Below are 11,710 nucleotides of genomic sequence, written 5' to 3'. Positions count from 1 at the left end.
GCGAATGGGGCCTGCGCCCGCGAACCCGCGCCCCCCGCCCGTTCCACCCACGTGGCGTGCCCCCGGGCAGTCTGCTGGGGTCGTTGCAGTGTGGGGGCGGTACCTGCGGGCGCAGGCCCCATTCGCGGTCGCCAAGGCGGCAGCACGAAGACCCGGCGTTGATGAGGCAACGGGCGCAGTCCTCGGTGGTCGCCCGCGAGCGTGGGCCGGAGAACGCAGGTGCCGCCCCCGCGCTGCCGCAGCGGCGCAGGCACGCCGGCCGTCCAAAGACAACACCCCATCGACAAGCCCGACCTCAAAGCGCGGGCGCCCCGCTGGCGATGCCCATCTCGGCCAGCGTGTCGGCCACCGCGTCCACCGCCTGGCGCATCTCGTTGGGGCCGATGGCGCCGATGCAGCCGACGCGGAAGGTTTCCACCTGCGTCAGCTTGCCGGGATAGAGGATGAAGCCACGCGCCTTGGCGCCGTCGTAGAAGCGCTTGAACTCGTAGCGCGCGTCGGCCGGAGCGTGGAAGGTGACGATGATCGGCGCCTGCACCGCGGGTGCCAGGAAGGGCTTGAAGCCCAGGCGCGCCATGCCGCCCACCAGGGTGCGGTAGTTCTCGGTGTAGCGCGCCAGGCGGGCGGGTTGGCCGCCTTCCTCCACGAACTGCGTCATGGCCTCGTCCAGCGCGGCCACCACATGCGTGGGCGGCGTAAAGCGCCACTGGCCGGTCTTTTCCATGTACTGGTGCTGGTCGTGCAGGTCCATCGCGAGGCTGTGGCTGTGGCCGGCGCAGCCGTCGAGCACCGCCTTGCGGATGAACACGAAGCCCATGCCGGGCACGCCTTCCAGGCACTTGCCGCTGGCGGCGATGAGGGCATCGAAGCGCACCTTGCGCGCGTCGATCGGCAGCGCGGCGAAGCTCGACATCGCGTCGACGATGAGGCCCTTGCCGCGCTTCTCGCACACCGCGGCCACCTCGGCCAGCGGGTTCTCGACGCCGGTGCCGGTTTCGCAGTGGATCAGCACCACGTGCGTGATCGAGGCGTCGGCTGCAAGCCGCGCCTCCACGTCGGCGGCGGCGATGGGGCGGTCCTCGGCCACGGGCAGCAGCGTCACCTTGCGGCCCATCAGCTGCGCCAGCTTGGCCGCGCGCTTGCAGTAGGCGCCGTTGTCGGGCACCAGCAGGTGCGCGTCGCGCGGGGTGACGGTGGCCACCGAGGCTTCCACGCTGAACGTGCCGCTGCCCTGCAGCGGCACCACCACGTGGGTGTCCTGGCCGTGGATCACGTCCAGCAGCCGCGAGCGCACGCGGGCGGTGATGGCGTTGAATTCCGAGTCCCAGCTGCCCCAGTCGCGCAGCATCGCCAGCTTGGTGCGCAGCGTGGTCGTCAGGGGGCCGGGGGTCAGGAGGATGCGGTCGCGGTCCATCGTGTGTGCCTCAAGGTTTCTTCCAGGCCTGCGTGCGCCGGCCGACCCAGGCGCCGAGCGCCATGAACAGCAGCGTGGCCACGGTGTTGGCGGCGGCGATCAGCACCGCCATCGCGGCGGCAGCGCCCATCTCGCCGGCCTCGTCGAGGTTCAGGATGGCGATCGACGCCACCTTGGTCTCGGGGGAATACAGGAACACCACCGCCGAGATGGTGGTGAGCGCGTTGATGAAGAAGTAGCGCGCGATGTCCACCAGCGCGGGCGTGCAGATGGGCAGCGTGACGCGCCAGAAGGTCTTGTAGAACGGCACCTTCAGCGACGCCGACACCGCTTCGAACTCGGCGTCGAGCGACTTCAGCGCGGTCACCGCGGTGAGATGGCCGGTGGTGTAGAAGTGGACGATGGTGCAGGCGGTGAGCAGCGCGATGGTCTGGTACAGGCCGTTCAGCGGGTTGGTCGGCGCGTTGAAGAAGAAGATGTAGCCCAGGCCCAGCACCAGGCCCGGCACCGCCATCGGCAGCATCGCCAGCAGGCGCACCAGCGTGCGCAGCGGCCCCGGCGCCCGCGTCTTCTCGATCAGATAGGCCCCGGTGAACACCAGCGCGGTGCCGAACAGCGCCGTGCCCGCGGCCATCTTCAGGCTGTTGACGAAGGCCACGCCGACCTCGGCGTCCACCAGGCCCATCGTGTAGTGGCGCAGGCTGGGCGCGAGGTTGTAGGGCCAGAAGCTGGCGACGCTGGCAAACAGCGCCATGCCCAGCATGGCCAGCAGCGCCAGCGCCACCACGCTGCAGAACGCCAGCAGCGCCATGTCGCGCCCGCGCGAGGGCTTGGCCACGTAGGGCACCGCGCGGGCGGTGAGCATGGCCGTCTGCTTGCGGCTGACCCAGTGGTCCACCGCAAACGTGAGCACCGCCGGCGCCAGCAGCAGCAGGGCCACGACGGCGCCGCGCTGGAAGTCCTGCTGACCGATGACGAGCTTGAACACGTCGGTGGCCAGCACGTTGAAGTTGCCGCCGATCACCTTGGGGATGCCGAAGTCGGTGACCACCAGCGTGAAGGTGACCAGCGTGGCCGAGATCAGGCCGTACTTGGCGCCCGGCAGCGTGATGGTGACGAACTTGCGCCAGCGCGTGGTGCCCATCGCGTCGGCCGCCTCGTACAGCCGCGCGTCGGACAGCGTGAGCGCGGTCACCAGGATCATCAGCGCATGCGGGAACACGGAGAAGATCTCGGCCAGCACGATGCCCGGCGCGCCGTAGATCTGGTCGATGCCCAGCGCCTGCATCAGGCCCTTGAGCACGCCCTGGTTGCCGAACCAGTAGATCAGCGAAATGGCCGACAGCAGCGACGGCGCCAGCAGCGGTACCAGCGTGAGCGTGCGGAAGAAGCCCTTGGCGGGCATGCAGCTGCGCGCCAGCGCATAGGCGAACACGAAGGCCAGCGGCACCGTCACCACGGTGACCAGCGCCGACACCCACACGCTGTTCCACAGCGACTGCAGCAGCGCGGGCGACTGCGCATACGAGACGAAGTTGGCCAGCCCGACGAAGCGGCCCTCGGCGTCTTCCAGCGACTGCAGCAGGATCGCGGCCAGCGGCGCCGCCAGGAACGCCAGCAGCCCGATCGCCACCACGGCGATGGCGGCGCTGGCGATGTGGTCGGTCCAGTGGGCGCGCTGCTTGACGGGCGCGGCGAGGGCGGCCGATGCGGTCGATGCGGTCATGACTGCGGGCGGTGGCGCGGCCCAGGGGCGGCCGGGCTGCGCCGGGCCTGCGACGGAGCCGGTCGGCGCTTCGCGCCGACTGCCCTGCGGTGCTCGGGCTTCCGGACCGCGGCCGAACTCGCTTCGCTCACTTCGTTCGCTGCGCTCGGACAGCCGCCGCGAGTCAGTTCACGAAGCGCGCTGACGCGCGCGGCCGGAAACCCTGCGCTCCTCGGCGCCTCCCACCGCGGCGCGACGCGACGCCATTCGCAAAGAGAAGAGCGAACGCAGGCTGCGTCCGGCGCGAGCATCAGAACACCCTCATCCGCTCCGGCAGCAGCCGCAGCGGCAGGCGGCCGCCGACCTCGAGGCCGTGCTCGGCCAGGAAGTTGAGCGACAGGTACACCGTGAGGCGGTGCTCGCCGAGATCGGGGCTCTTCACGCGCACGAGGCAGTACGAGCCCAGGAACTCGATCTTGTCGATCTCGGCCTCGAACACGTTGCTGTCGCCGGGCGCGATGGGCCGGGCCAGCACGTCTTCCGGACGCAGGTACACGCGCACGTCGGCGCCCGCGGTGGCGGTGGCGTCGAGCGCGCAGTCGTACAGGCGCGGGCCCACGCGCAGGCCGGCGGGTTCCAGGCGCGCCGGCAGCACGTTGACGCGGCCGACGAAGTCGGCCACGAAGGGCGTGGCCGGCTCGCGGTAGACCTCCATCGGCGTGCCCACCTGCTCGATCGCACCGGCGTTCATCACCACGATGCGGTCGGCCACCGACAGCGCCTCCTCCTGATCGTGCGTGACCATGATGGTGGTGACGCCGAGCTTGCGCTGCAGGCTGCGGATTTCCGAGCGCAGGTGCACGCGCACGATCGCGTCCAGCGCCGACAGCGGCTCGTCCAGCAGCAGCAGCCCCGGCTTGGTGGCCAGCGCGCGAGCCAGCGCGATGCGCTGCTGCTGGCCGCCCGACAGCTGCGCGGGCACCTTGCCCTCGCTGCCCGGCAGGCCCACCAGCGCCACCAGCTCCTTCACCCGCGCGTCCACCTCGGCGCGCGGTGTGCGGCGGTTCACCAGGCCATAGGCCACGTTCTGCGCCACCGTGAGGTTGGGGAACAGCGCGTAGGACTGGAACACGATGCCGTAGTCGCGCTCGGCCGGCGGCAGCGTGGAGATGTCGCGCCCGGCCTGCTCGATGCGGCCGGCGGTCTGCACCTCCAGCCCCGCGATGATGCGCAGCAGCGTCGTCTTGCCGCAGCCCGAGGGGCCGAGGAAGCAGACGAACTCGCCCTTGTGGATGTCGAGGTCGATGCCCCCGAGCGCCGTGAAGGCCCCGAAGGTCTTGCGGATGCCCGAAAGGCGCAGGTAGGGTTCAGTCACGGCCACGGCAGTCCATCACGCCAGTCCAGCAGACGCCGCGGGTCCGGCTCCGCCGGCCCGCTGGCGTGCCCCCCCTTGGGGGGTGGCGGCCTGTGGCCGCCTCGGGGGGTTACCTCTTCTCTGTCTTGCCGTCGTAGCGCTTCTTCCACTCGGCCAGCACGCGCTCGCGGTTGGCGGCGGTGACGGCGAAGTCCATCTTCACGAGGCGCGACTCGTAGTCCTTCGGCACGTTGGGCAGCGGGGCGGCGACGCCGGGCTGCGCGGTGATCGCGAAGTTCTTGCCGTACAGGATCATCGCGTCCTTGCTCGACGCCCAGTCGGCCAGCTTCTTGGCGGCCTCGAGCTTCTTGGTGCCCTTGTGGATGGCGAACGCCTCCAGGTCCCAGCCCAGGCCTTCCTTCGGGAACACCAGGTCGATCGGCGCGCCCTTGGCCTTGTTGGCGTTGGCGCGGTACTCGAAGCTGATGCCCACGACGAACTCGCCGGCGGCGGCCATGTTGCAGGGCTTGGAGCCGCTGTGCGTGTACTGCGCGATGTTCTCGTGCAGCGCGTCCATGTACTTCCAGCCGCCGCCCTTGCCGTTGTCGTCGCCCCAGAGCGTGAGCCAGGCGGTCACGTCGAAGAAGCCGGTGCCCGACGAGGCCGGGTTGGGCATCACGACCTGGCCCTTGTAGACGGGCTTGGTCAGGTCCTTCCAGGTCTCGGGCTTGGGGATGCCGCGCTTCTGCGCCTCGACGGTGTTGAAGCACACCGTGGCGCCCCACACGTCCATGCCGAACCAGGCCGGCGGGTTCTTCTTGTCGACGTACTGGCTCATCAGCGCGTCGAAGTTCAGCGGCTTGTACGGCTCGAGCATGCCGTTCTTGTCCAGCAACGCCAGGCTCGACGCGGCCACGCCCATGATCGCGTCGGCCTGCGGGTTGGCCTTCTCGGCCAGCAGCTTGGCGGTGATCACGCCGGTGGAGTCGCGCACCCACTTGATCTCGATGTTGGGCTCGACCTTGTTGAAGCCCTCCTGGTAGGCCTTGAGCTGGTCGGTCTCCAGGGCGGTGTAGACGGTCAGCGTGGTCTTCTGGGCCAGCGCGCTGCCGGCGGCCAGCGCCAGGCCGAGGCCGGCGACGATCGAAAGGCGGTGGATGCTCATGCGGTGCTCCTCCAAGAGCGGGTGAGTGACGACAAACCGGCGATCGTGCGCGCCCTTCGATGACCGCATGATGACGACGCGGCCGCCGGCGGGCGGGACTGCGGGGCATCGTGCATGGGCCGGTGACAGATGTCAACGGTAGTTTGTCGATTGTTGACAATCCAGCCGGCCGGCGCTCCAATGGCGTGCATGAAAACCCTGATCGGTGCGGCCGCGCCCGCGACGCCGCCCGGCGCCGCCACCGCGGCGGTCGCCCAGTCCACCATCGCGCTGCTGCAGACCAGCTCGCTGGCCAGCGTGGTGCAGGGCGAGCTCGAACGCATGATCCTGTCGGGCGAGCTGGCGCCGGGCGCCAAGCTCACCGAGATGGCGCTGGCCACGCAGCTGGGCGTGTCGCGCGGGCCGCTGCGCGAGGCCTTCCGCATGCTCGAGGAGGCGGGCCTCGTGCGCACCGAGAAGAACCGCGGCGTGTTCGTGCGCGACATCCCGATCGACGAGGCGGTGGAGATCTTCGACCTGCGCGCGGCGATGGAGGAACTGGTGGGCCGGCGCCTGGCCGAGACCATCACCCCGGCGCAACTGAAGGAAGTGCGCGCGATGGTCGACGCGATGGAGCGCGCGGTGAAGGCCGAGGACGCGCGCGGCTACCACCTGCTGAACCTGCAGTTCCACGAGCGCCTGGTGGAGATGGCGGGCAACCGCAAGCTGTCGGCCATCTACCGCAAGCTGATCAAGGAACTGAGCCTGTTCCGCCGCCTGAACCTGGCCGACGGCTGGCTGATGCCGATCTCCGCCGGCGAGCACCGCACCATCGTCAAGGCCATCGCCGCCGGCGACGCCGAGGCGGCGGGCCGCGCGATGTTCGACCACGTCATGGAAAGCAAGGATCGCACGGTGACCAACCACGTGCGCCGTCATCAACCGACTGCCGAAAAGGAAACCGCCGCCCATGGCCGCGCCAACCCTGTCCGTCAACGGGCGTAGCTACCGCCTGCCCGAAGCGGGCGCCGCGCCCGTCGTCGTCGTCTGCGTCGACGGCTGCGAGCCCGACTACATCGCCCAGGCCGTGGCCAGCGGCCGCGCGCCCTGGCTGAAGCGCACGCTGGCCCAGGGCACCGCGCTGGTGGCCGACTGCGTGGTGCCGTCGTTCACCAACCCGAACAACCTGTCGATCGTGACCGGCGTGCCGCCGTCGGTGCACGGCATCTGCGGCAATTTCCTGTACGACACCGCCTCGGGCACCGAGGTGATGATGAACGACCCGAAGTGGCTGCGCGCGCCCACGCTGCTGGCGGCGCTGGCCGAGGCCGGCCGCTCCTGCGCGGTGATCACCGCCAAGGACAAGCTGCGCCGCCTGCTCGGCCACGGCATGAGCCTCTCGCGCAGCCTGTGCTTCAGCTCCGAGAAGGCCGACGCGTGCACGGTGGCCGAGCATGGGGTCGACGGCGTGCTGGCGCTGGTGGGCCGCCCGGTGCCCGACGTGTACTCGGCCGAGCTGTCGGAGTTCGTCTTCGCCGCCGGCGTGGCGCTGATGAAGCAGCGCCGGCCCGACGTGATGTACCTGTCCACCACCGACTACATCCAGCACAAGCATGCGCCGGGCGACGCGGTGGCCAACGACTTCTACGCCATGATGGACAGCCACCTCGGCGAGCTCGACGCCATGGGCTGCGTGATCGCGCTCACCGCCGACCACGGCATGAACTCCAAGGTGCGCATGGACGCGCAGCCCGACGTGATCTACCTGCAGGACCTGCTCGACGGCTGGCTCGGCGCCGCCGCCGCGCGTGTGATCCTGCCGATCACCGACCCCTACGTGGTGCACCACGGCGCGCTCGGCTCCTTCGCCACCGTGTACCTGCCCGCCGGCGTGGACGCGGCGGCCACCGCGGCGCGCCTGGCCGCGCTGCGCGGCATCGAGGGCGTGTGGACGCGCGCGCAGGCGGCCGAGGCGTTCGAGCTGCCGGCCGACCGCATCGGCGACCTCGTGGTGGTGTCCGAGCGCAGCACGGTGCTGGGCAGCGCGGCGTCGCGGCACGACCTGTCGGGGCTCGACGCGCCGCTGCGCTCGCACGGCGGCATCAGCGAGCAGCGCGTGCCGCTGATCGTCAACCGCGCCATCGCCGGCATCGACACCCAGCGCCGCTGGCGCAACTTCGACGCCTTCGACCTGGCGCTCAACCATGCGCGCTGAGTCGCTGCGCATCGCCGGCCAGAAGGTCGCCGCGCCGGACGGGCGCGTGATCGAGGTGCGCAACCCGTTCACGCGCGATCTGGTGGGCACGGTGCCCAAGGCCAGCCTGGCGCAGGTGCGCGAGGCCTTCGAGATCGCCCACGCCTGCCGGCCGAAGCTGTCGCGTGCCGAACGCGCGGGCATCCTCAACCGCGCCGCGGCGCTGGTGCGCGAGCGCGCGGCGCAGTACGCGGCGCTGATCGGCAGCGAGTCGGGCCTGGGCGTCAAGGACTGCCTGTACGAGACCGGCCGCGTGGCCGACGTGCTGATGTTCGGCGCCACCGAGGCGCTGCGCGACGACGGCCAGAGCTTTGCCTGCGACATCACGCCGCACGGCCGGCGCCGCCGCGTGCACACGCTGCGCGAGCCGCTGCTGGGCGTCATCAGCGCCATCACGCCGTTCAACCACCCGATGAACCAGGTGGCGCACAAGGTGGTGCCCAGCGTGGCGAGCAACAACCGCATGGTGCTCAAGCCGTCGGAGAAGGTGCCGCTGTCGGCGCTGGCCTTCGCCGACCTGCTGTACGAGGCCGGCCTGCCGCCGGAGATGCTGTCGGTGCTGACCGGCGACCCGCGCGAGATCGCCGACGAGCTGCTCACCAACCCGCGCGTGGACCTCGTCACCTTCACCGGCGGCGTGGCCATCGGCAAGTACATCGCGTCCAAGGCCGGCTACCGCCGCACCGTGCTCGAACTCGGCGGCAACGACCCGATCATCGTGATGGACGACGCCGACCTCGACGAGGCCTCGTCGCTGGCGGTGCAGGGCTCGTACAAGAACTCCGGCCAGCGCTGCACCGCGGTCAAGCGCATGCTGGTGCACGAGAAGGTGGCGCAGCGCTTCACCGACCTCGTGGTGGACAAGACCCGCGCCTGGAGCTGTGGCGACCCGTCCGACCCCAAGCTCGAGATGGGCACCGTGATCGACGAGGCCGCGGCCAGGCTGTTCGAGCAGCGTGTGGACGAGGCGGTGGCGCAGGGCGCGCGGCTGCTGGCCGGGCACCGGCGCGAGGGCGCGCTGTACCCGCCCACGGTGATCGACCGCGTGCGGCCCGACATGACCGTGGTGCGCGAGGAAACCTTCGGTCCGGTCTCGCCGATCATCACCTTCGGCTCGATCGACGAGGCCATCGCCATCAGCAACGGCACGGCCTTCGGCCTGTCGTCGGCGGTGTGCACCAACCGGCTCGACCACGTGATGCGCTTCGTGGCCGAGCTGCAGGTGGGCACGGTGAACGTGCGCGAAGTTCCCGGATATCGGCTCGAACTCACCCCCTTCGGCGGCATCAAGGACTCCGGCCTGGGATACAAGGAAGGCGTGCAGGAAGCGATCAAGAGCTTCACCAACCTCAAGACCTACAGCCTGCCCTGGGCCTGACGCCCGAACCCGGACCCCGATGCTCCATCTGCTGAACCTCCTGGCCGCCATCGCCCTGCTGGTGTGGGGCACGCACATCGTGCGCACCGGCATGCTGCGCGTGTTCGGCGAGAACCTGCGAACCGTGCTCGGCAAGAGCTTCGCCAACCGCTTCTCGGCGCTGCTGGCCGGCCTGGGCGTGACGAGCCTCGTGCAGTCGAGCACCGCCACCTGCCTGATCCTGGCGTCGTTCGCCGGCAAGGGGCTGGTGGCCACCGGCGCCGCGCTGGCGGTGATGCTGGGCGCCGACGTGGGCACCGCGCTGATGGCGGTGGTGTACTCGTTCGACCTGTCGTGGCTGTCGCCGACGCTGATCTTCGTCGGCGTGGTGATGTTCATCTCGCGCCAGGACCGCACCGCCGGCCGCATCGGCCGCGTGCTGATCGGCCTCGGGCTCATCACCCTGGCGTTGCAGCTCATCGTGGGCGCCACGCGGCCGCTGACCGAGTCGCCCGCGGTGCGCGCGCTGCTGGTGGCGCTGCCCAACGAGGTGCTGCTGGACATCGTGGTCGGCGCGGTGCTGACGGTGCTGTCGTATTCCAGCCTCGCCATCGTGCTGCTCACCGCCACGCTGGCCACGTCGGGCCTGATCCCGGTGTCGGTGGCGCTGGGCCTCGTGCTCGGCGCCAACATCGGCAGCGGCGTGCTGGCGCTGCTGGCCACGGCCAACGCGGCGCCGCAGGCACGCCGCCTGCCGCTGGGCAACCTGATCTTCAAGGCCACCGGCGCGGTGATCGCGATACCGCTGCTGCCGTGGGTGCTGCCTTGGCTCCAGCAGGAGTTGGGCGAGGTGCACCAGCAGGTGGTGGTCTTCCACCTCCTGTTCAACCTGGCACTCGCACTGACCTTCGTCGGCGTGACGGACACGGTGGGACGATGGGTCGAGCGTTGGCTTCCGGAGCCTCCTCGCACTGCGGGCAATGACCGGCCGCGCCACCTGGACCCGGTGGCCCTGGCCACGCCGTCGCTGGCCATCAGCTGCGCGGCGCGCGAGGCGCTGCACCAGGCCGACGTGGTGGAGACCATGCTGCGCGGCGTGGTCGACGTGATCCGGCGCAACGACCTGGAGCTGGCCGAGGCGCTGCGGCGCAAGGACGACACGGTCGACGAGCTGTACTCGGCGATCAAGTTCTACCTGACGCAGATCTCGCGCGAGTCGCTGTCCGAGCGCGAGGGCCGGCGCTGGGGCGACGTGCTGTCCTTCACCATCAACATGGAGCAGGTGGGCGACATCATCGAGCGCGTGCTGCAGGACGTGGAAGACAAGAAGATCCGCAAGAACCGCAGCTTCTCCGACGCCGGCATGGCCGAGATCTGCCATCTGCACGAGCGGCTGCTGGCCAACCTGCGGCTGGCGATGAGCGTGTTCCTCGACGGCCACGTGCGCGACGCGCAGAAGCTGCTCGAGGAGAAGGCGCGCTTCCGCGACCTGGAACACGAGTACGCGGCCAACCACATCGCGCGGCTGCAGGACAACACCGCCCAGAGCATCGAGACCAGCTCGCTGCACCTGGACCTGATCAGCGAGCTGAAGCGCATCAACTCGCACCTGTGCTCGATCGCCTACCCGATCCTCGAGTCGCACGGCGCGCTGGCGCAGACGCGCCTGCGCAAGTCGCAGCTCGCCAACGTGGACGAATCCTGATGCTGACCCTGTCCGACATCGCCACCCTGTTCGAGCGCCGCGGCGGCGAGCAATATGCCGGCGAGCCGGTCACGCAGCTGCAGCACGCGCTGCAGTGCGCCGCGCTGGCCGAGGCCGAAGGCGCCGACGACGAGCTGGTCACCGCCGCGCTGCTGCACGACCTGGGCCACCTGACGCAGGACCTGGGCGAGTCGCCCACGCTGCGCGGCATCGACGACCGCCACCAGCACGTGGCGCTGCCGCACCTCAAGGGCCTGTTCTCGCCGCGCGTGCTGGGCGCGATCGGCCTGCACGTGGACGCCAAGCGCTACCTGTGCGCCACGCGGCCCGGCTACCACGACGCGCTGTCGGAAGACTCCAAGCGCAGCCTGGTGCTCCAGGGCGGCACCTTCGACACCGCCCAGGCCGCCGCCTTCATCGCCCATGCCGGCGCCACCGACGCGGTGCGCGTGCGCATCTGGGACGACCTGGCCAAGTCGGCGGACGCCACGACGCCGCCCCTGGCCCACTACCTCGACCGCGCGCGCCGCATCGCTTTGGCATGACGGGTCCGGCGTCGCGTCGCGTGGCGCTGGCGTGTAAAGGACGCTGCGGTGCGGGAGTGCGGGCGTTCCTTGGCCGCTGCGGGACCGGGGGTCGGGGCACCGCGTTCTCCGGCCCACGCTCGCGGGCGACCGTTGCCCCGTGCCGCACCGGTGGCATCAACACCTTGCAATCCCTCCAACGCCTTGGCGACCGCGAATGGGGCCTGCGCCCGCGGCACCCCGACCCCCGGTC

At 70.4% G+C, this 11,710-nt stretch carries 9 protein-coding genes; 5 read left to right on the top strand and 4 right to left on the bottom strand.

Annotation, left to right across the window (positions count from 1 at the left end; genetic code table 11):
* Positions 1-295: 295 nt before the first annotated feature.
* The 4 genes from AC2EAQ_RS18770 to AC2EAQ_RS18755 form a co-directional block, all read right to left on the bottom strand.
* Positions 296-1,414 (bottom strand): 2-aminoethylphosphonate--pyruvate transaminase, encoded by a 1,119-nt coding sequence (locus tag AC2EAQ_RS18770; protein WP_484645965.1) that lies wholly within the window; start codon positions 1,412-1,414, stop codon positions 296-298.
* Positions 1,415-1,424: 10 nt separating this feature from the next.
* Positions 1,425-3,140, bottom strand: a complete 1,716-nt coding sequence (locus AC2EAQ_RS18765; RefSeq protein WP_484645964.1) for a putative 2-aminoethylphosphonate ABC transporter permease subunit — start codon at positions 3,138-3,140, stop codon at positions 1,425-1,427.
* A 289-nt stretch (positions 3,141-3,429) separates the two neighbouring features.
* Positions 3,430-4,494: a putative 2-aminoethylphosphonate ABC transporter ATP-binding protein gene (locus AC2EAQ_RS18760; protein ID WP_484645963.1), complete on the bottom strand. Its 1,065-nt coding sequence runs from the start codon at positions 4,492-4,494 to the stop codon at positions 3,430-3,432.
* Between the two features lie 109 nt (positions 4,495-4,603).
* On the bottom strand, positions 4,604-5,638 hold the full coding sequence (locus tag AC2EAQ_RS18755) for a putative 2-aminoethylphosphonate ABC transporter substrate-binding protein (RefSeq protein ID WP_484645962.1): 1,035 nt from the start codon (positions 5,636-5,638) through the stop codon (positions 4,604-4,606).
* 189 nt (positions 5,639-5,827) lie between these two features.
* Here AC2EAQ_RS18755 and AC2EAQ_RS18750 point away from each other — a divergent pair, with 189 nt between their 5' ends.
* From AC2EAQ_RS18750 to AC2EAQ_RS18730, 5 genes are read left to right on the top strand one after another with little or no spacing between them, the layout of a single operon-like run.
* Positions 5,828-6,622 carry a phosphonate utilization associated transcriptional regulator gene (locus AC2EAQ_RS18750; RefSeq protein ID WP_484645961.1) on the top strand — a complete coding sequence of 265 codons (795 nt, stop codon included), beginning with the start codon at positions 5,828-5,830 and terminating at the stop codon, positions 6,620-6,622.
* Positions 6,588-7,832, top strand: a complete 1,245-nt coding sequence (phnA, locus tag AC2EAQ_RS18745) for a phosphonoacetate hydrolase (protein ID WP_484645960.1) — start codon at positions 6,588-6,590, stop codon at positions 7,830-7,832. Before AC2EAQ_RS18750 ends, phnA begins: the two co-directional genes overlap by 35 nt.
* Positions 7,822-9,249 (top strand): phosphonoacetaldehyde dehydrogenase, encoded by a 1,428-nt coding sequence (phnY, locus tag AC2EAQ_RS18740; RefSeq protein WP_484645959.1) that lies wholly within the window; start codon positions 7,822-7,824, stop codon positions 9,247-9,249. Before phnA ends, phnY begins: the two co-directional genes overlap by 11 nt.
* 19 nt (positions 9,250-9,268) lie before the next feature.
* Positions 9,269-10,933, top strand: coding sequence for a Na/Pi cotransporter family protein (locus AC2EAQ_RS18735; RefSeq protein WP_484645958.1), 1,665 nt, complete (start codon positions 9,269-9,271; stop codon positions 10,931-10,933).
* Complete coding sequence (locus AC2EAQ_RS18730; protein WP_484645966.1) at positions 10,930-11,478, top strand: phosphonate degradation HD-domain oxygenase; 549 nt, start codon at positions 10,930-10,932, stop codon at positions 11,476-11,478. Before AC2EAQ_RS18735 ends, AC2EAQ_RS18730 begins: the two co-directional genes overlap by 4 nt.
* Positions 11,479-11,710 lie beyond the last annotated feature (232 nt).

The sequence above is a fragment of the Aquabacterium sp. T101 genome (assembly GCF_057219775.1).
This window is presented reverse-complemented; position numbering and strand designations above follow the sequence as displayed.

Excerpts from the sequence above, each read along its gene's own strand:
- AC2EAQ_RS18770 (WP_484645965.1), bottom strand. The coding sequence starts at position 1,414 with ATGGACCGCGACCGCATCCTCCTGACCCCCGGCCCCCTGACGACCACG.
- AC2EAQ_RS18765 (WP_484645964.1), bottom strand. The coding sequence starts at position 3,140 with ATGACCGCATCGACCGCATCGGCCGCCCTCGCCGCGCCCGTCAAGCAG.
- AC2EAQ_RS18755 (WP_484645962.1), bottom strand. The coding sequence starts at position 5,638 with ATGAGCATCCACCGCCTTTCGATCGTCGCCGGCCTCGGCCTGGCGCTG.
- AC2EAQ_RS18750 (WP_484645961.1), top strand. The coding sequence starts at position 5,828 with ATGAAAACCCTGATCGGTGCGGCCGCGCCCGCGACGCCGCCCGGCGCC.
- phnA (WP_484645960.1), top strand. The coding sequence starts at position 6,588 with ATGGCCGCGCCAACCCTGTCCGTCAACGGGCGTAGCTACCGCCTGCCC.
- phnY (WP_484645959.1), top strand. The coding sequence starts at position 7,822 with ATGCGCGCTGAGTCGCTGCGCATCGCCGGCCAGAAGGTCGCCGCGCCG.
- AC2EAQ_RS18735 (WP_484645958.1), top strand. The coding sequence starts at position 9,269 with ATGCTCCATCTGCTGAACCTCCTGGCCGCCATCGCCCTGCTGGTGTGG.